Genomic DNA, 20,011 nt, shown 5'->3' with positions numbered 1-20,011 from the left:
GTTCAGCGGGCATCATGTGCCCGCCGCTAACCTCGCGGGACTAGTAACCACCCCAAAACTTCTAAAATGTGACTGGCACCATGAAAATAAATTTTGATTGCACTCCTCAAAAACGAAGCGAAACACCCCATTCTGCCCCGGAAACATGCGGAATACGGGGTAATCTACAAAGGATTTGGCAAACACTCAAAAACCCCGTATAGTATTTACCTGTCAGCATGACGGAGGAAAAAACTCCTCGGAATAATTCAAATTGAATACGCTGATATGCGGTTGTAGCTCAGTTGGTAGAGCACCACCTTGCCAAGGTGGATGTCGCGAGTTCAAGTCTCGTCAACCGCTCGTAAGGACTCCAAGAGTTCGAACGCGTTCCCTTGTGGAGCGTATGCGGTGAGGTGGTCGAGTGGTTAGGCAGCGGCCTGCAAAGCCGTGTACGCGGGTTCGAATCCCGTCCTCACCTCGCAACAAAACATTTGTTTTGTGAGCGCGATTGGCGCAGCGGTAGCGCGCTTCCCTGACACGGAAGAGGTCACTGGTTCGATCCCAGTATCGCGCACAGATAAAAGCCCTTAGCTTTCGAGCTAAGGGCTTTTGTGTTTAATTTTTTGGTTGAGGAGGGGCGGTGTTGCTCCGTTGCCCTGTGTATGTTCTGGAGGCGGTGCTGCGTATATTTCCTCCGTGGGGTCGCAGAGAACCTGCCCTCGCTTCACTTCGCGTACCCAAGCCCTGCACATGCGGAACCGAGGCTAAGTGTTTTACTTACGAGGCGGAGGGGCGGTGTCCTCCGTCGTGACATCAGGGTGCCGCCCCGGGCTCTCTCCACCGCGACGTAAGGAAGAGCGGAGAGCGTCCGGGGCGGCGGGCGCCCCTGTAGGAGCGAGGACGAACACCGCCATCCGCGCAACTAAACCGTATTCCCGGAATTAGTGCTTGATGGCGTCCAGCGCCTCACGCTGAGCCTTCGCAATGCGCTTCTCAGACACCGTGTAGGCGGTGCCAAGCTCCTGGGCGAAGAAGCTGACGCGCAGCTCCTCAATCATCCAGTTCACGCGGCGGAGCGCATCCGGCACGATGGTGCCTGTCGGTAGCGACTTAACTGCGTTATCGTAGGAGTCTTCCAGATCCTGCACAGTGAGCATGAGCTGGTTGTCGCGGTGCAGGTTCGGGCCGAGCTTCGTCAGGCGCACCTGGGCGGCCTTGAGGTAGCGGGGGATGTGAACCAGCTGGTCGTAGCCGGTCTTCGCCACGAATCCGGTGTAGACCAGGTTCTCCATCTGTGCCTTCACGTCGGAGACGGCGTGCATGGTCGTCAGCGAGGTTGCCTTCTTGATTGCCTTTTTCAGCGCGGTGGCCTCGGAGAGGATTTCGGCGACGAGCTTGGTGACGTCGAAGACCGTCTCAATGAGTTCGGCACGTACATGCTCGTAGAGTTCGCTGTATTCGGCGTGCGTGAAGATGGGGGTGTGCGGCACGAGGTGGTCGAGTGCCGCGACGGTGCAGTCGCGAATGAGTTCGTCGATGGAGCCGTGCGGGTTCTGTGTGAAGACGATTTTCTCCTTGTGGGAGAGGTGTTCGCTCACGTAGCGTACGGGTGAGGGCACCTGCAGTTGGAGCAGGCGGATGATGCCGCGGCGCTGGGCGTGGAGCTGTTCGGCTTCGGTGGGGAAGATGCGCAGGCCTACGCTGGTTTCTTCGTCGACGAGGGCGGGGTAGCCGTTGACCGCTTGGGTGGCGATGATGCGCTGTACCTTGCGGGGAATCTCTCCGTTGGGGAAGAGGTCGGCGGGGAATTCGGTGAGGCCGCTGATTTCGCGTACCTGCGAGCCGTGTGCGTCAGCTGCCTGAGCGGTGGTGCTACCCTGAGCATTCTTCGCGCCCTTCTTGGCAGAAGCCGCGGAAGTACCTGAGCCACCCGAGCCGCCCTGGGCGAGCGCCACCATTTTTGCCATGGTGTCGTCGGATGCGCCGAGCGAGTCGGCGAGGGCGCCGCGAATCTCCTTGTGGAGCTGTTGCTGCAGGGCGCGTAGGTCCTTGCCTTCGCCCAGGATTTTGTTGCGTGCGTTGCGCACCTGGAATCCCATTTTCAGGTGTTCGGGCACGGCGTCCCAGTTGAAGGCTTCGGGCTCGACAACGACGCCGCGCAGGCGGCGTAGTACGAGTGCCAGGGAGGGGATGAGCTCGTCGGTGGCGGGGGAGTAGTCCTCTTCCAGAGCGGCGCAGGCGGCGCGTGCCACGTCGGGCGCGGGCACGAAGTTGCGTCGAATCGCCTTGGGGAGCGATTTGATGAGCGCGGTAACGAGTTCGTGGCGCAGGCCGGGGATCTGCCAGCGGAACGGTTCGGGGCTCAGCTGGTTGAGGAACAGGATGGGTACCTGGACTGCTACGCCGTCGCGCTTGGCGGCGTCGGTGCGTGCACCTCCGATGCCGGCGGTGGGGGCGTATTCGTAGCGCAGGTCGAGGGTCAGCTCGCCGCTGTCGGTGCGCTGCACCCACTGACGGGGGAACTGGGAGTCGTCGTAGTCGGCGGCCTCCTCGTTGATGAGCTTTTCGGGGTTGAAGTCCAGGTAGTTGTCGTCTTCGAGACGTGCCTGCTTCCACCACTTATCGAAGGCGCGAACGTCCGTCACGTGGGCGGGGATGCGTGCGTCGTAGAAGGCGAAGAGTACGGAGTCATCCACGCGCAGATCGCGGCGGCGCAGGCGCGCCTCAAGTTCTTCGACTTCGGCGAGGGCGCGCTGGTTGCGCAGGTAGAACTTGTGCTGGGTGCGCCATTGGCCTTCGACGAGGGCGGACTGGATGAACAGTTCGCGGGCTGCGGCGGCGTCTACGCGAGCGTACTGCACGGGGCGGTCGGCGTAGATGGTCAGGCCGAAGAGGGTGCCCTTGGCATAGGCAACTGCCGCGCCGGAGCTAAGCGACCAGTGCGGTTCGGAGTATTGCACGCTGATGAGGTGCTTGCCGATTTCTTCGATCCACTGCGGGTCGATGGAGGCGTTGGTGCGTGCCCACAGGCGGGAGGTTTCGACGAGTTCGGCGGAGAGCACCCAGTCGGGGCTCTTTTTGAACAGGCCGGAGCCGGGGAAGATGGCGAACTTGGTGCCGCGTGCGCCGAGATATTCGCGGGGGCCGCGGTTGCGTCCCTTGGAGTCCTTTTCGCGTTCTTCCTTCACGCCCACGTGCGAGAGCAGGCCGGAGAGCAGGCTCTTATGGATGTCGATTTCATGGGCAGAAGCGTTGATGTCCCTGCCGCTGCTGGCGTGAATGTTGGCGGTGCGTCCCATTTCGCGTAGCTGGGCGAATAGGTCCTGCCATTCGCGGATGCGCAGGTAGTTGATGTATTCGCGGTGGCACAATTTGCGCAGTTGCGAGGAGGACAGCGCCGCCTGCTGCTCGTTGATGTAGTCCCAGAGCAGCAGGAAGGATAAGAAGTCGGAGGTGTCGTCGACGAAGCGGGCGTGCATGGCGTCTGCTTCGGCGCGTACGTCGGCGGGGCGTTCGCGCGGGTCCTGGATGGTCAGGGCGGCGGCGAGCACCATCATTTCCTTGGCGCAGTTGCGGCGACTGCCTTCGATAATCATGCGGGCCAGGCGTGGGTCCACGGGGAACGCCGCCATGGCTCGGCCGATGGCGGTGAGGGTTGCGCTCTTGCCGCGGCCCTTGCGGGGGGCGCGGGGGCGTTCGGTGAGCGCGCCGAGTTCGCGAAGTAGGTTCACGCCGTCGTTGATGGAGCGGGATGCGGGCGGCTGCACGAACGGGAAGCGGGAGATGTCGCCGGGTTCGCGGACCACGCCGATTGCGATCATCTGCAGGATGACGGCGGCGAGGTTGGTGCGCAGAATTTCGGGGTCGGTGAACTCGGGGCGCGAGTTGAAGTCTTCCTCGGAGTAGAGACGGATTGCGATGCCGTCGCTGACTCGGCCGCATCGGCCGGAACGCTGGTTGGCGCTGGCCTGCGAGATACGTTCGATGGGCAGGCGCTGAACCTTGGTGCGTGCAGAGTATCGGGAGATGCGTGCGGTGCCGGTGTCGATGACGTACTTGATGCCGGGCACGGTCAGCGAGGTTTCGGCAACGTTCGTGGCGAGCACGATGCGCGGGCGCGATCCGGGGGAGAACACGCGGTGCTGTTCGGCGAGCGAGAGACGCGCGTACAGGGGCAGCACTTCGTAGTTCAGGCGCGGGGACTTGGCGACCATTGCCTCGATGGCGTCCTTGGCGTCGCGGATTTCGCGTTCACCGGAGAAGAAGATGAGGATGTCGCCGGGGGCTTCTTTGGACAGCTCTTTGATGGCGTCGAGGACGCCGTCGGTGGGGTCGTGGTCGTCTTCGATTTCGTCGTCTCCGAGGTAGTCTTCCTCATCAAGCGGGCGGTAGCGGATTTCCACGGGGTAGGTTCGGCCAGACACCTCGATGATGGGCGGCGCGTCGTCGGGCAGGATTGCTTCGGCGATTTCGCGTTCTTCGGCGCTGAGGTTTTCGTCGACGATGCCTTTGCCCGGCACGTAGCTCGGTGAGAAGTGGCGCGCGAAACGCTCCGGGTCGATGGTCGCGGAGGTGATGATGACCTTCAGATCCGGGCGCTGCGGCAGGATGCGCTTGATGTAGCCGAGGATGAAGTCAATGTTCAGGCTACGTTCGTGCGCCTCGTCAATGATGAGGGTGGAGTAGCGGCGCAGCAGCTTGTCGTTCTGAATTTCGGCGAGCAGAATGCCGTCGGTCATGAGCTTGATAGCGCTGTGTTCGCCCACTTCGGAGGTGAATCGCACCTGGTAGCCGACGGTTTTGCCGATTTTCTGGCCTAGTTCTTCGGCGATGCGTTCGGCGACGGAGCGTGCGGCGAGTCGGCGCGGCTGGGTGTGGCCGATGAGGCCTTTAGCGCCCAGGCCCAGGTCGAGGCACATTTTAGGAATCTGGGTGGTTTTACCGGAGCCTGTCTCACCCGCGATGATGACGACCTGGTTGTCGCGGATCGCGTTCATGATGTCTTCACGGCGTTCGCTGATGGGCAGCTCTTCGGGGTAGGCGATGACCTCGGGGATGAGCGGCTCGTAGCGGCGCGGTGCCGGGTGCTTTTGCTGGTTGCCCTTGTTGTCGCCCTGCGCACCGCCCTGCTTGCGGGTGCGGTTGTTGCCGCCTCCGCGTCGGTTGGAGCGGGAGGCGTTGGAGTTGCGTTCGGAGGCGCCGCGGGAGGAGTTCTTGCGGTCTGCGTTACTCTTCTGGGTGCCGTTTTTGACCGCGTTGTTCTCAGTAGTTTTATCTGCGGTCTTGCCCGCGGCTTTTTCAGCGGTTTTTTCGGAGGATCGTATCTTTGCCGCGTGGATTGCTGCTGCCATGCTCGCCATGGTGGGGGCGATGCGGGGGGCCTTAGAAGTAGAAGTATCTGTGTGTTTCTTCGTGGATTTCTGCTCAGACATATCTTATCCAGTGTACTCGCCTTGCCCGCGGTGGGCTTGGGGTGTGCTTTGTTTGTCATATTTGGGTTTGTTCGCGGGAACCCCGGGTGGGGAGCGGTGGAATCATGACCCTAAAAAGAATAATTAAGATATAATAAATGACATCAAATACCATCTAAGAAACTTATAATTATTCATCTGAATTTTATGCACTATAGATGCGAATTAACTGCGCTTCTTAACTTTTTTTCGATAGTTTCGTTCAACTGCTACAGTGGTGAATAACACAGTAACGAAGGAGTGACTATGCCATCACCAAAGACGTACCCGGCAACACGTGCTGCAGTGTTGGATTGCTGCGAAGACGGACAGCATGAAGAAATTCACCACCGCTGCGAAGAACTCTTCCAAGCCCTCGTTCACGCGAGTCTGCGCACCCACTTCGATCGCCTCAGCGCCGAAGAAACCCTCTACCTGGTGACCGGCGACGGCGAGCGCGTACAGATTTCTCCCGAAATGTACGGACCCCTCACCTCCGTAGCGCGCGCATTCGCCGACCGTAAGGATGTCTGCGTGGTACGCCAGGACCGCCTGATGACCACACAGGAGGCGGCAGACTACCTGGGCGTATCTCGCCCGACCGTTGTTCGCCTGCTGGAGCGCGGAGATATTCCGTTCGAGCGCATTAATACGCACCGTCGCGTTGCTTTTGATGACCTCGAACGTTACCGCCTTAAGCACGAATACGTGAACCGCCGCGTTCGCTAAACCCGTATCTGGTCAATCACTGTCTGACCAATCACTCTGATGAGACAGCACGGTTCAGCCGGCACAGTTCAGACAGTATGGTTGAGCTGAATAGCGCGGTTGAGGAATAGCAGCATCTGCTGAACAATCTCGAGGCTAAAACAGCGCGAATCCCCGTGTTCGGCATCCGGAACCAGCACCAATTCGGTAGGTACCTGCCGCGTGCGCAGCGCCTGATACATCCGCACCGCTTGCTGGTACGGCACACACGAATCACTGATACCGTGCACGAGCATGAGGGCAGTGGCACCGCCGCTCACTCCCTGTGCGGAGGCACCGTCGACCTTTTCCACTTGTTTCTGGGGGCGTACCGCATCAATAGGATGCGCGCGTTCCCAGTTCTTTTGGGCACGCTCGATGCAGACCCCTGGAACCGCCCGCTCACCCCTGGAAACGTCGATAGTAGACACATCTGTGGGCACCGGGTAGGTGCTTCCCAGCAGTCGCCACTCGGCGCCATCGTCCTCGGGATGATCGAGGGCGTAGCCAGCCAGAGGGCGATCGGTGAAGATGGTCCTCAAATCGCTGACCCCGTAAAACGAAGCCGCCGCCCTCACCTGTGAACTATGGGACGGGTAGGCGCTTGCCGCACTGCCTTCAAAGTATTCGTCCTGCTCGGGTGTGCTTGTAGAATCCCTAAATACAGAGTCACCGGCGGCGGAATCTCCCGTATGCGCAACCATCATGCTCAGGTGCCCGCCGGCGCTTCCACCCGCCACCGCAATGCGCTGCGGGTCGATACCGAACTCGTGCGCGTTAGCGCGGAAGAAACGCACCGCCTCCTTCACATCGTGCAGGGCGCCGGGGAAGAGCGCCTGATGCGAATACCGGTAGTTGATGGACGCAACCGCCCAGCCTGCCTGCTGAAAAGCGGCGCGCATGAGCGCCTGGGCATTGGGCTGCTCCCCGGAGGGGGTGCGCAGGATAGTGTCGCGTAGGGCCTGGTTGGTGCCGAAGCGCCAGGCGCCACCGTGGATCCACACGAGCAACGGCGTGGGGGAAGAAGTCACGGCAGTTGAAGTTTCAGCAGCCGCGGGGAAAAAATCGTAGGCGAACGCCTCGCGAGTTACCGGGGACTGCGCACCGTAGTCGGGTAGCGAGTGGGCATCGTAAAAGCCCGCCTCGCGGTAAAAACCGGAGCGGTACTCGGTACTCTCAACGGTCGGCACACCCTCAGCAGGCAGTGCGCCCTCAGCGTTCAGTGCGTGCTCAATCTTCGGCGCGCTCTCAGAGTTCAACATAAATCAGCGCCGCGTTAGGGAACCAGTACAATCTTGCCGCGGGTGCGACCCGTTGCCACCAGGGCGTGAGCCTGCGCTGCCTGCGAAAAATTAAGCACCTGATCCACGTGCACCTTCAATAGACCCAAGGACATGAGGCGGGCAATCTCCTGCATCTGCGTGCGGTCCGGGTGAACCGTCAGCCACTGCGCCTCGAAGCCGCGCTCACGCGCAACATCCAGAGGGTCGGGGCTGGTCAGGGTGACAATACGGCCGCCAGGAACCAGCACCTCAAGCGAATCAAGGAAGGTCTGCTGACCGGTGGAATTGAGTACCACGTCCATGGTCTGACCCAGTACGGCACGGAAATCCTCGGTGCGGTAATCAATGGGCTGGGCACCCAACGAGTGCACAAACTCGTGGTTCGCCGCGGCGGCGGTCGCAAAAACCTGAGCGCCCGCCTGCGCCGCCAACTGAACGGCGAGGTGACCGACGCCTCCGGCGCCGGCGTGAATGAGCACGCGCTCACCTTCCTTCAACCGCGCCACCTCGAAGATCGCCTGGTATGCGGTCAGCGCCGCCAGGGGAGCGCCACCCAATTGTGCGCAGGGAACATCGGCGGGCACCTTCACCAACTGATGCGCCGGGGCGAGAACATACTCGGCGTACGCACCGGCGGGGGAGGGGAAAGAAACAAGACCAAATACGCCGTCGCCCACCTTAAAACCCGTGTAGTCGCCGGCGGTAGCAACCACGGTGCCGGCAACATCCCAGCCGGGCACGAAGGGCTTGTACGACGGGTCTGCCAGCTGAGCGGCGGGACCCAAGCCCTTGCGAGTGGTCAGATCAATCGGGTTGACACCGGCGGCAACCGTCTTGATGAGCACGTGACCGCGCACCGGGGAGGGGATAGGCACGTTTGCTTCGTGCAGAACGCTTTCGTCACCCCATTCGGTGAGCTGAATCTGGCGCATGGTGGTCATCGGGTTACCTCCGCTGTCGTGGCTTGAAGCCGTGCTGATGTGCCTGGTGTGCGCGTTTCCCCATTCTCTCAAGGTGGTTAGCGTTGCCACAACAGGCAGGTGGGTAGTGTCCATCCTCTGAGGTTTAAGAGGGAGCTACCCGGCATGGCCGTTAAATAAAAATAAAAAGGAGCCGATACCCGAACGATATGCCTCGGATACCGGCTCCCGTGTTCCCTCTCGAATAAGAACATCGTGCCCCTGAAAGGATTCGAACCTTCGACCCCCAGTACCGGAAACTGGTGCTCTAATCCGCTGAGCTACAGAGGCAACCCATCTATGGTATCAGATAAGCACTAGATAAAACGGTCAGGCACCTGCCAAGGCTTGCTAGAATAGTTTGTTATGACTCCTGAAGAACTCTCCGAAGCTATTGCGCTTGCCCTTGAAGAAACCATTTCCTCCGGCCAGCTGACCCTTGTGGAGGGCGCTGAACTGCCCGCCGTCCGAGTGGAGCGCCCCAAGTCCCGCGAACATGGTGACTGGGCAACCAACGTCGCTCTGCAGCTCGCTAAGAAGGTGGGCAAGAACCCGCGTGAGGCAGCAGCTCTTCTGGCAGAGAAGATTGGCGCCATCGCCGGTGTTGCATCTGTAGATATTGCTGGCCCCGGCTTCCTGAACATCACCCTGGACGCCGCAGCTGCTGGTGAGCTCGCCGCCACGATCGTTGAGGCTGGCGAAGCATACGGCCGCAGCGACAAGTTCGCCGGTAAGACCATCAACCTTGAGTTTGTCTCTGCGAACCCCACCGGCCCCATCCACCTGGGTGGTACCCGCTGGGCTGCCGTCGGTGATGCGCTCGCCCGCGTCCTTGAGGCTGAGGGCGCTAACGTCGTGCGCGAATACTACTTCAATGACCACGGCACCCAGATTGACCGTTTCGTGCGCTCCCTGATTGCCGCGGCCCGCGGTGAGGAGACCCCCGAGGACGGATACGCTGGCGCCTACATTGTTGATATTAAGGACCAGATTCTGGCTCAGCGCCCCGACGCGCTTGAGACTGAGAACCCCGAAGAAATCTTCCGCGAAATCGGTACTCACTTGATGTTCGATCAGATCAAGGAGTCCCTGGCGGCATTCGGCACCCACTTCGACGTGTTCTTCCATGAGAACTCCGTATTTGAAGGCGGCAAGGTGGACGCCCTGCTCGACACCATGCGCGAGAACGGTCAGCTCTTCCAGGCTGACGGCGCATGGTGGATGCGCACCACCGACTACGGTGACGACAAGGACCGCGTGGTCATTAAGTCTGACGGCAACCACGCCTACGTGGCGGGCGATATCGCCTACTACCAGGACAAGATGACCCGTGCAGAAAACCCCGCCGATGTGGCGATTTACATGCTTGGTGCTGACCACAACGGCTACGTGGGCCGTCTGAAGGCTATCGCACAGATTCTTGGCTACCGTGCCGACCAGATTGAGGTCATGATCGGTCAGCTGGTGAACCTGGTCAAGGACGGCAAGCCCGTCCGTATGTCCAAGCGTGCCGGCACTGTGGTCACCCTCGAGGACCTGGTCGAAGCCGTTGGCGTTGACGCGGCCCGCTACGAGCTGACCCGCTACTCGGTGGACACCCCCATCGACATTGACCTGGGCTTGCTGACTTCCAAGAGCAATGAGAACCCGGTCTACTACGTGCAGTACGCTCACGCACGTACCGCCGCTGTGGCACGTAACGCCGCAGGGGCTGGCGTGAAGGTTGAGGACGGCGTGGACACCTCCCTGCTCGACTCGGCTGCTGACGGTGAGCTGCTGGCTGTACTCGGTCAGTTCCCCGCTGCTGTGCGTGATGCCGCGAAGTTCTACGAGCCGCACCGCGTGAATCGCTACCTGGAGCAGCTCGCTTCGGCGTATCATAGCTGGTACGGTGTCTCCCGCGTCGCCCCCAAGGCTGATGAAGAGGTCACCGATTTGCACCGTACCCGCCTGCTGCTGAACAATGCAGCACAGCAGGTGCTGGCTAATGGTCTGAACCTGCTGGGTGTGAGCGCACCCGAGCGCATGTAATACTCTCGTTTCAACCCCCGATCCGGTGCCACCGGGGCGGGGGTTGAGCGTATGCCTGCAAAGATAGCTAAGAAAGAGACACGATGAGCGAAGCCCGCGCCCTCTACGCCCCCGAATGGCTCACCTACCCCGAGCACCCGGAGGCCCTGTCTCGTACCATTTGGACTGATTCTTTCACCCGCAATGAGCAGGGCGAACTCTGCATTGACGGCGTGACCGTCAGCGACCTGGTTGCTGAGCATGAAACCCCGCAGTACGTCTTCTCTGAAACGACTTTCCGCGCCCGCGCCCGCGCCTACCGCACCGCTTTTGAGCAGGCTTTCGCGGCGCACGGTGCGCAGGTGAGCGTCTACTATGCCGGTAAGTCTTTCCTATCCACGGCGGTGGCATGCTGGGCGACTGAGGAGGGGCTGTGCCTGGATACCGCCTCCGGTGGTGAGCTGGCGCTGGCTCTGCGTGCACAGGTGCCCGGGGCAAATATCGCCCTGCACGGCAATAACAAGTCGGAAGCTGAGATTGCCCGCGCAATCCGTACCGGCCTGGGTCGCGTGGTGGCTGATTCGGTGGACGAGCTCAAGCTCATTGAGCGTGTGTACGCAGAGCTTGCCGCCGAGCGTGTGGCTGAGGGCGAGGAGCCTTACGCCTCCGTTCCGGTGCTGATTCGCATTACTCCCGGCGTGCATGCCTCGACTCATGAGTCCATTGCGACCGCGCACGAGGACCAGAAGTTCGGTATGTCCCTGCAGCCTGGCACCGCCGCGCTTGCCGGTTTGGATGAAGAGGAATTGGAGTACTGGGGTGTTGAGGCGACCGATTCTTACGCAGCGCTGGCAGCCGCGATTTTGAACGCGACCGATTCCCTGGATTTCCGCGGTATTCACTGCCATATTGGTTCGCAGATTTTTGAGGCGGAGGGCTTCGAGCAGGCGGCTACTACCGCCCTGGAGTTTATGAACCGCCTCAACCGTGACCTGGGTGTGACCCTGCCGGAGCTGGACCTGGGCGGCGGCTACGGCATCGGCTACACTGAGGCGGATCACCCTCGCTCCATTACCGAGGTGACCGAGTCGATTGCCTCTTCCGTTGCGGCAACCTGCGAGCGTTTGGGCATGGTGATTCCGCACATGTCTTTCGAGCCGGGTCGTTCTATTTCTGGTCCTTCGGGTGCGACCCTGTATGCGGTGGGCACCATTAAGAACGTGAGCATTGAGGATGAGAACGGTGAGATTCGCGTGCGCCGCTACATTTCGGTGGACGGCGGTATGAGTGATAACGCCCGACCAGTGCTGTACGAATCGGATTATTCTGTGACCTTGGCGAATCGTGCCCCAGCGGGGGAGCAGGTGCTCTCTCGCGTGGTGGGTAAGCATTGCGAGTCTGGCGATGTGGTGGTTCGTTACTGCTACCTGCCTGCTGACCTGCAGGCTGGGGATATTCTGGCGGTTCCGGCGACCGGCGCGTACTGCTATGTGCTGGGTTCGAACTATAACTTCTTTACTCGTCCGCCGGTGATTGCGACCGCGCAGGGTCAGCCTTCGCGCGTGATGATTCGCCGTCAGCATGAGGAGGATATGTTGGCGCTGGATATGGGTTCGGATATCTAGAGCCCTTAGCTCAGAACCCCATAACCCCAGAGCCTCAGAAACCGTGAAGATTCCGTTTCTGCAGTGCGCGCCGTGAGGTGGCGATTGCGGGTGGTGTCTTCACGGTTTTGTGTGTTCAAAACTTTGCAGAAAATAAGGCTACCTCATAACTGTGAGGGATACCTCATCTCAGAGAGTAAAAGTCGCACCTTGAGGCTGCTGAGCTGTCCCCGGCTCTTGATAAAGTGGTTGTTGAGTGCGTGCTCTGCGCCGCATCCACGCCGTAGCCCGAAGAGATACCGGGGTGAACCCGGAACAAACCGTAGAAAGAGACTATCGTGGCTGAAAAGATCAAAGTAGCACTGCTTGGTGCCGGTAATGTCGGTTCCCAGGCTGCTCGCATCCTGGTCGAGGATAACGCCATCCTTGAAAAGCGCATTGGCGCGCCTGTGGAATTGATCGGTATTGCTGTGCGCGATACTAATGCATCCCGCCACTGGAACGCGGACCCCTCGCTGTACACCACTGACGCTGAATCTCTGATTGATGCAGCTGATGTAGTGATTGAGCTGACCGGTGGTATTGAGCCGGCTCGCACTCGTATTCTGCGTGCTCTGGAGGCTGGTAAGTCGGTGGTCTCCGGTAACAAGGCACTGCTGGCTAAGCACGGAGTGGAGCTGCAGGCGGCCGCTGATAAGTCCGGTGCTCAGCTTTCCTACGAGGCTGCTGTTGCGGGCGCTATCCCGATTCTGCGCCCCCTGCGCGACTCCCTGGCTGGTGACCGTGTGACCCGCGTTCTGGGCATTATGAACGGCACCACCAACTACATTCTTGACCAGATGGACACCACCGGCGCGTCCTTCGCGGATGCACTGGCTGAGGCTCAGAAGCTAGGCTACGCGGAAGCTGACCCTACTGCTGATGTTGAGGGCCACGATGCTGCGTCGAAGGCTGCGATTGTTGCTTCGCTGGCGTTCCACTCGACTTTCACTATTGATGATGTGCACACCGAGGGTATCACCTCCATCACCGCTGATGATGTTGCTGCCGCGGATGCTGACGGTTACGTCATCAAGCTGCTGGCTATTTGCGAACGTGAGGGCGCGGACGGTGCAAACATTCGCGTGAACCCGACCCTGATTCCTCGTCAGCACCCACTGGCGGGCGTGCACGGTGCGTTCAACGCTGTGTTCGTTGAGGCGGAGAACGCCGGCGAGCTGATGTTCTACGGTCCCGGCGCGGGTGGCGCTCCGACTGCTTCGGCTGTTCTGGGTGACTTCGTGTCCCTGGCTCGTCGTCTGGTGCTGGGTGGCCCCGGTGTTCCGGAGACTTCTCACGCTCAGCTGCACGCAACCAGCCTGGATAACGTGGTGTCTCGCTACTCGGTGGGTGTTCTGGTAGAGGACCGCTTGGGTGTTCTGGCGAACATTACCCGCATCCTGACTGAGCATGGTATTTCTATTGATTCTCTGCGTCAGTCCGCTCCGAAGGAGGGGGCGGCTCAGATTCGTATGGTGACTCACTCGGCCAAGGATTCCGATTTGCGTCGTGCGATTGCTGTGATTGACGCTCTGGATACTGTGTGTGAGGTGAACTCGGTCATCCGTGTGGAGTCCGAGAAGCACTAAGCGTCGAGAATTACTCAGCGTGAACTGATGTGTGGCAAGTGCTGCTCACTAAACGTGCGATGCTTGCGTGTAGAAGCATCGCTGACGAACTAACCCGCGTACCCGCTACCGCGCCGGACCTTGCAAGGTCCGGCGGGCGGGGCGCCAAGATTGAAGGAGAACCCAATGGCACACGTGTGGCAGGGCGTTATCAATGAGTACCGTGACCGTCTGCCTTTCGCAGACGATGTGAAGGCTGTGACCCTGGGTGAGGGTGGTACCCCGCTGATTCACGCGCCGGCACTGTCTGCTGAGACCGGTAACACCGTTTACCTGAAGTTTGAGGGTATGAACCCGACCGGTTCGTTCAAAGACCGAGGTATGACCAGCGCGATGACCGCCGCTAAGCGTGACGGTGCGAAGGCTGTTGTGTGTGCTTCGACCGGTAACACTTCGGCGTCGGCTGCAGCGTACGCGCTGCAGGCTGGTATGCGCTGTGCAGTGCTGGTTCCGGACGGCAAGATTTCGATGGGTAAGCTGTCTCAGGCTATTGCTCACGGTGCTGACATCATTCAGATTGACGGCAACTTCGATAACTGCTTGGAGATTGCTCGCAAGCTCAGCGAGAATTACCCGGTGTTCCTGGTGAACTCGGTCAACCCTTACCGTATTGAGGGTCAGAAGACCGGTTCGTTTGAGGTTGTTGACACCCTGGGTGACGCTCCTGATTATCACCTGCTGCCGGTTGGCAACGCGGGTAACATCACCGCGTACTGGAAGGGTTACAAGGAGTACTCGGAGTCTTACACCAACCGTGACGGTAAGGTTTTGGAGCCGGTTGCGACCAAGCGTCCGATTATGTGGGGTTTCCAGGCTGCTGGTGCTGCACCGATTGTTGCTGGTCACCCAATTGAGGCACCGGAGACCATTGCGACCGCGATTCGTATCGGTAACCCCGCATCGTGGGAGAAAGCTGAAGCTGCTCGTGACGAGTCTGGCGGTGTGATTGAGGCTGTCACCGATGAGGAGATTCTGGAGGCTCACCGCTGGCTGTCTGCCCGCGAGGGTGTCTTCGTGGAGCCGGCCTCGGCTGCCGGTGTTGCGGGTCTGCTGAAGAAGCACCGCGCAGGTGAAGCTCCCGAGGGTAAGACCATTGTGATTACCGTGACTGGTCACGGTCTGAAGGACCCGCAGTGGGCTCTTGAGGCTGTTAACGGTGTGAAGGTTGAGCCGACTAAGGCTCCCTTCGACGTGGTTGCTGTGGCAGATATTCTTGATTTGAACTAGTCTGTTCATATTACGATGTGCACTCCGTCCCGTGTTTGCGGGGCGGGGTGCACCTGCATGACAGCCCCTTTTTTGTATCTTTCACTTATTCACTCATTACGTCACCGATCGCGAGGTTCTTCTCATGTCTTCCCTGCATATTTCTGATATTCCGGTGGGCGCGTCCGTTAAGGTTCGCGTTCCCGCTACGAGCGCTAACCTGGGGCCCGGCTATGACAGTATGGGTTTGGGTCTTGGCTTCTATGATGAGCTGGTTGTTGAGCGTATTGAGTCCGGCCTGGAGTTTGAGCTCAGCGGTGAGGGTAGCGCGGATGTTCCTCGCGATGAGAGCCACCTGGTTTTGCAGGCGATGAAGGCTGGTTTTACTGCGGCTGGTTTGGATGAGCTGCCTCCGGTGAAGCTGATTGCTGATAATAAGATTCCGCATTCTCGCGGTATGGGTTCTTCGGCATCGGCTATTGTGGCGGGTGTAGCTGCGGCAAGCGGCCTGCTGCCGGAAGAGCACCGTCTGAGCCGTGATCAGATGCTGCAGGTTGCCTCCGATATGGAGGGCCACCCGGATAACGTGGCTCCGGCGATTTACGGCAACCTGTCGGTGTCCTGGGGTGAGATGGGCAACTGGAAGTCCGTGATTATTCCGGTGCATCCTGATGTTCATCCTGTGGTGGCTGTGCCTGATTATGAGGTGTCGACGAAGCTTGCCCGTTCGCTGATTCCTGCGCAGATGCCCCACGTTGAGGCGGTGGCGAACTCGGCTCGTGCGGCGCTGCTGGTGCGTACCCTCTCCGATACTCCCGAGTACCTGATGGATGCGACCGTGGATTACCTGCATCAGGGGTACCGCGTAACTGCGATGGAGCCATCGGCTACGCTGGTTTCGTACCTGCGCGGTCAGGGTTTTGCGGCGGTTATTTCTGGTGCTGGCCCAACGGTTTTGACCTTTGCGCACGGTGACGAGCAGGTGCGACAGGTTCAGGAAGCGATTGCTGAGTTTGCGGCGACTCACCCTTGTAGCGCTATTGTGGATCGCCGCCTGAACTGGCGGGTTCTTCCCCTTGAAATTGATACTGAAGGTGTTATAGTTACTCAGTAGGACGTTATTAGTTCGTCCTATATTGAGGTTCGCCCGTCGTTCAATGTAGACCGTCGATACTATCCTTCGTAACGTACTTCCGTTTCCCCTGATGCCTCAGATGCTTTTTGTATCTGGGCGGGAACCGGCAAGGTTCGGGGGAATGCCTGTGGGATTCACGTCTTTCTTTATTCCTGACGCATAGGGAAGACTTTTCTGAGGGTTCGGTTTCGCGGCGGGTGCCCTTTCAAAGTGACCAATCCATCCTCTTCATCTCGTGTAGATGGTTTGTATAGATGATGGTTTGGGCTTACCCACATTTGTGATAGAGCGCCTTATCTTCCGTGTGTGCTCGCTGTGTCTGAATCAGCGGGTACGGTAAGAGACGCGAACCGCCTCCAGCGCGGTTCGAGGGAGTCGAAGGTGCAGACTGCTGTTTTCTTTCAGCAGTGTCTAAACCTTTGACCGCGCTATAGCGCCCGCCCGATCTTTATTCTGAAGATTTTCAGGGCTTATAACCAAAGGAATTGTAGTTGGCAAAGAATATTGTTGTCACCGATGAGTACGGTACGGCAGCTGCCGCACCGGAACTTGCAAACTTGAAGGTCGCGCAGCTGCGTGTCCTCGCCCAGCAGCTTGGCATCCGCGGCTATCTGAAGTTGAAGAAGGCTGAACTGGTTCAGGCTCTTGAGGAGCATCAGCGTGGTGGTGCCGTAGCCGCTCCTGTTGCGCCCAAGTCCGAAGCACCTAAGTCTGAAGCGCCCGCTAAAGCTGCTGAATCTGTACAGGCTCCCGCTGCTGAGAAAGCTGAAGAATCTAAGCCTCGCCGTACTCGCCGCACTCGCGCCCAGAAGGACGCCGAGGCTAAGGTGGCTGAGAAGACCGAAAACACTGAGGGCGCTGAAGCCCCCGCTGAGGGTGCTGAGAAGGCTGAAAAGTCTGAGAAGCGTACCCGTTCCTCCCGTTACGAGACTCCCGCTCAGAAGCGTGCGCGCGTTCGCCGTGCCGCTGAGGGTGAGTATACATCGGCTGAGAAATCCGAGAAGGCGGAGAAGCGTACCCGCCGCACCCGCACCCGTAAGGATGAGAATCCCGCTGAGGTTCCTCCGCTGGATGTGCGCGCTGAGCTGGCCGCTGAGCGTATTGGTGAGCGCTCGGAGCAGATTGACCTGTCTGGTAACTCTGCTGAGCTGAAGGCTACTACCGCTGACGGCACCGCGAGCCTGGACAGTCTGAACGCTGCCCTGGACATGACTTTTGGTACCCCCGACGGTGAGAAGAGCTCGAAGCGTACCCGCACTCGTGAGCGTCGTCGCGATCAGGATGGTGAGCGTATCGAGCGTCGCACTAAGCGTGAGCGTAGCGTAGAGCGTGTAGAGCGCAATACTGAGCGTAGTGAACGTGCCGAGCGTAAGGCTGCTGAGCGTGCAGAGCGCGCCGAGCGTCCTGAGCGCCGTTCCAAGCGTGACCGTCAGGCTGAGCGTGCTGAGAAGCAGGCTCGCCGCCGCGAGGAGAACGAGCCTCGCCTGAGCGAAGATGATGTGCTGGCACCGATTTCGGGTGTTCTGGACATTCTCGATAACTACGCTTTCGTGCGTACCACCGGCTACCTGCCCGGCACCAACGACGTGTATGTCTCCCTGGCTCAGGTGAAGAAGTACAATCTGCGTAAGGGTGACCATGTGCTCGGCGCGATTCGCGTGCCGCGCGAGGGTGAGTCGAATAACCGCCAGCGCTTTAACGCGCTGGTTCAGGTTGAGGCGATTAACGGTCAGAGCGTTGAGGAAGCAGCGAACCGCCGCGTCTTCTCGAAGCTGACTCCGCTGTACCCCAAGGAGCGTCTGCGCCTGGAGACCACCCCGAAGAAGCTGGGCACCCGCGTGGTGGACCTGGTGTCCCCGATTGGTAAGGGCCAGCGTGGTCTGATTGTGTCCCCGCCGAAGGCCGGTAAGACCCTCATGCTGCAGTCCATTGCGAACGCAATTACCGTGAACAACCCGGACGTGTACCTGATGATGGTCCTGGTAGACGAGCGTCCTGAAGAAGTGACCGATATGCAGCGCACCGTTAAGGGTGAGGTTATTGCCTCGACCTTCGACCGCCCGGCTGAGGATCACACTACTGTGGCTGAGCTGGCTATTGAGCGTGCGAAGCGTATGGTGGAGCTCGGCTACGATGTGGTAGTGCTACTGGACTCCATGACGCGCCTGGGCCGTGCATACAACCTGGCGGCTCCCGCATCCGGTCGCATCCTGTCCGGTGGTGTGGATTCTGCAGCGCTGTACCCGCCGAAGAAGTTCTTCGGTGCTGCCCGCAACATTGAAGAGGGTGGCTCGCTGACCATCCTGGCTACCGCCCTGGTTGAGACCGGCTCGAAGATGGATGAAGTGATCTTCGAAGAGTTCAAGGGTACCGGTAACATGGAGCTGCGCCTGTCCCGTCAGCTGGCGGATAAGCGTATCTTCCCGGCGGTTGATATTAACGCTTCTGGTACTCGCCGCGAGGAGAATCTGCTCTCCCCGGATGAGATTAAGATTATGTGGGGTCTGCGCCGTGCCCTGGCGGGCATGGAACCCGAGCAGGCTCTGGGTGTTCTGACCAACCAGCTGCGTAAGACTGAAAGCAACGTGGAGTTTCTTCTGACGGTTCAGAAGAACGGTCTGCGTCTGGTCGACTAAGGCTCGTACCTCACGCGCCCCGCCTCCAGATTGTGGGTGGGGCGCGTGAGACGTTCGTTTTGTGCATCCCCGTTGTGAGGGGTGCGAGATGTCTAGTGCCTGCCCGTGCGGCGTAAAGTGCGGGAGATGGAAGAGAGAACAGAATGTTTGAATCTATTCAGGTTCTGCTGGATGAGCACGCTGACCTGCAGAATCAGCTGGCCGACCCCGCTGTGCAGGCGAACCAGGGTAAGGCACGCCGTGTGGGCCGCCGTTACGCGGAGCTAACCGGTATCGTGACTGCGTACAACAAGTACACTTCGCTGAAGGACGACCTTGAGGCTGCCCGCGAGATGGCTGATGAGGATCCGGATTTTGCGGCGGAGATTCCCGGTCTGGAGGAGGAGCTGGAGGTTGCTCAGGAGAAGCTGCGCCGCCTGCTGATTCCGCGTGACCCGGATGATGGCCGTAACGTCATTCTTGAGGTGAAGGCTGGTGCCGGTGGTGACGAAGCGGCTCTGTTCGCTGGTGACCTGCTGCGCATGTACATGCGTTATGCGGAGAACAAGGGCTGGAAGACTGAGATTATTTCTTCGACCAGCACCGATGTTGGCGGCTACAAGGACGCTCAGATTGCTATTAAGGGCTCCTCGAATGAGCCTGCTGAGGGTGTGTGGGCACACCTGAAGTATGAGGGTGGCGTGCACCGTGTACAGCGTGTTCCGGCGACCGAGTCTCAGGGCCGTATTCATACTTCTGCGGCTGGTGTTCTGGTGTTCCCCGAGGTGGATGAGCCCGAGGAAATCGAGATTAACCAGAACGACCTGAAGATTGATGTGTACCGTTCGTCGGGCCCCGGTGGTCAGTCGGTGAACACCACTGACTCGGCGGTGCGTATTACTCACCTTCCGACCGGTATTGTAGTGGCGATGCAGAATGAGAAGTCTCAGCTGCAGAACCGTGAAGCCGCGATGCGCGTTCTGCGTGCGCGCCTGTTGGCTCACCAGCAGGAGCAGATTGATGCTGAGAACGCGGCACATCGTGCTTCGCAGGTGCGTACTATGGACCGTTCGGAGCGTATCCGTACGTACAACTTCCCGGAGAACCGCATTGCGGATCACCGCACCGGCTACAAGGCGTACAACCTGGATGCTGTGCTGAATGGTGACCTGGAGCCTGTGGTTCAGTCCGCTATTGAGATGGATGAGGCGCACCGCCTCGCTCAGGTGGGCCAGGAACAGAAGTAGTTCTGTGCAGAAGTAGATTCTGTATATAGGCTCTTGCCGATTCGCTGAATCGATGTGAGATGTTGGTGAGGGGCTCGCCGCTACGGCGGTGGAGCCCCTTAGCCAT

General features: G+C 59.6%; 11 protein-coding genes and 4 tRNA genes. 11 read left to right on the top strand and 4 right to left on the bottom strand.

Annotated features, from left to right (window positions below; translation table 11 throughout):
- Positions 1-269 precede the first annotated feature (269 nt).
- The 3 genes from ACUXHH_RS05620 to ACUXHH_RS05610 all read left to right on the top strand — a co-directional run bounded on the left by ACUXHH_RS05620 (position 270) and on the right by ACUXHH_RS05610 (position 556).
- Positions 270-342 (top strand) — tRNA-Gly (locus ACUXHH_RS05620).
- A 47-nt stretch (positions 343-389) separates the two neighbouring features.
- Positions 390-460, top strand: a tRNA-Cys gene (locus ACUXHH_RS05615).
- A gap of 24 nt (positions 461-484) precedes the next feature.
- Positions 485-556, top strand: a tRNA-Val gene (locus ACUXHH_RS05610).
- Between the two features lie 367 nt (positions 557-923).
- Here ACUXHH_RS05610 and hrpA read toward each other — a convergent pair.
- On the bottom strand, positions 924-5,414 hold the full coding sequence (gene hrpA, locus ACUXHH_RS05605) for an ATP-dependent RNA helicase HrpA (protein WP_458390995.1): 4,491 nt from the start codon (positions 5,412-5,414) through the stop codon (positions 924-926).
- A 285-nt stretch (positions 5,415-5,699) separates the two neighbouring features.
- Between hrpA and ACUXHH_RS05600 the strand changes: the two genes are divergently transcribed.
- Positions 5,700-6,161 (top strand): helix-turn-helix domain-containing protein, encoded by a 462-nt coding sequence (locus tag ACUXHH_RS05600; protein ID WP_279740493.1) that lies wholly within the window; start codon positions 5,700-5,702, stop codon positions 6,159-6,161.
- Between the two features lie 68 nt (positions 6,162-6,229).
- Here the strand turns inward: ACUXHH_RS05600 and ACUXHH_RS05595 are convergent, their stop codons facing one another.
- The 3 genes from ACUXHH_RS05595 to ACUXHH_RS05585 all read right to left on the bottom strand — a co-directional run bounded on the left by ACUXHH_RS05595 (position 6,230) and on the right by ACUXHH_RS05585 (position 8,712).
- The gene (locus ACUXHH_RS05595; protein WP_279790525.1) at positions 6,230-7,441 is read right to left on the bottom strand and encodes an alpha/beta hydrolase; all 1,212 of its coding nucleotides are present in this window, start codon (positions 7,439-7,441) and stop codon (positions 6,230-6,232) included.
- Between the two features lie 14 nt (positions 7,442-7,455).
- Positions 7,456-8,403, bottom strand: coding sequence for an NADP-dependent oxidoreductase (locus ACUXHH_RS05590; RefSeq protein ID WP_458390994.1), 948 nt, complete (start codon positions 8,401-8,403; stop codon positions 7,456-7,458).
- 235 nt (positions 8,404-8,638) lie between these two features.
- Positions 8,639-8,712, bottom strand: a tRNA-Arg gene (locus ACUXHH_RS05585).
- A gap of 75 nt (positions 8,713-8,787) precedes the next feature.
- Between ACUXHH_RS05585 and argS the strand changes: the two genes are divergently transcribed.
- The 7 genes from argS (at position 8,788) to prfA (ending at position 19,905) form a co-directional block, all read left to right on the top strand.
- Positions 8,788-10,452, top strand: coding sequence for an arginine--tRNA ligase (gene argS, locus ACUXHH_RS05580; protein WP_458390993.1), 1,665 nt, complete (start codon positions 8,788-8,790; stop codon positions 10,450-10,452).
- 83 nt (positions 10,453-10,535) lie between these two features.
- Complete coding sequence (locus tag ACUXHH_RS05575; RefSeq protein ID WP_458390992.1) at positions 10,536-12,056, top strand: diaminopimelate decarboxylase family protein; 1,521 nt, start codon at positions 10,536-10,538, stop codon at positions 12,054-12,056.
- A 317-nt stretch (positions 12,057-12,373) separates the two neighbouring features.
- Complete coding sequence (locus tag ACUXHH_RS05570) at positions 12,374-13,663, top strand: homoserine dehydrogenase (protein WP_279740501.1); 1,290 nt, start codon at positions 12,374-12,376, stop codon at positions 13,661-13,663.
- A gap of 165 nt (positions 13,664-13,828) precedes the next feature.
- Positions 13,829-14,929, top strand: coding sequence for a threonine synthase (thrC, locus tag ACUXHH_RS05565; protein ID WP_279740502.1), 1,101 nt, complete (start codon positions 13,829-13,831; stop codon positions 14,927-14,929).
- Between the two features lie 124 nt (positions 14,930-15,053).
- Entirely contained in the window at positions 15,054-16,022 is a 969-nt protein-coding gene (gene thrB, locus ACUXHH_RS05560) for a homoserine kinase (RefSeq protein WP_279754642.1), read from the top strand.
- A 512-nt stretch (positions 16,023-16,534) separates the two neighbouring features.
- Entirely contained in the window at positions 16,535-18,679 is a 2,145-nt protein-coding gene (gene rho / locus ACUXHH_RS05555; RefSeq protein ID WP_458390991.1) for a transcription termination factor Rho, read from the top strand.
- A 143-nt stretch (positions 18,680-18,822) separates the two neighbouring features.
- On the top strand, positions 18,823-19,905 hold the full coding sequence (gene prfA / locus ACUXHH_RS05550; RefSeq protein ID WP_049337341.1) for a peptide chain release factor 1: 1,083 nt from the start codon (positions 18,823-18,825) through the stop codon (positions 19,903-19,905).
- The last annotated feature ends 106 nt before the right edge of the window (positions 19,906-20,011 follow it).

The organism is Rothia sp. 110740021-2, assembly GCF_054263775.1.
This window is presented reverse-complemented; position numbering and strand designations above follow the sequence as displayed.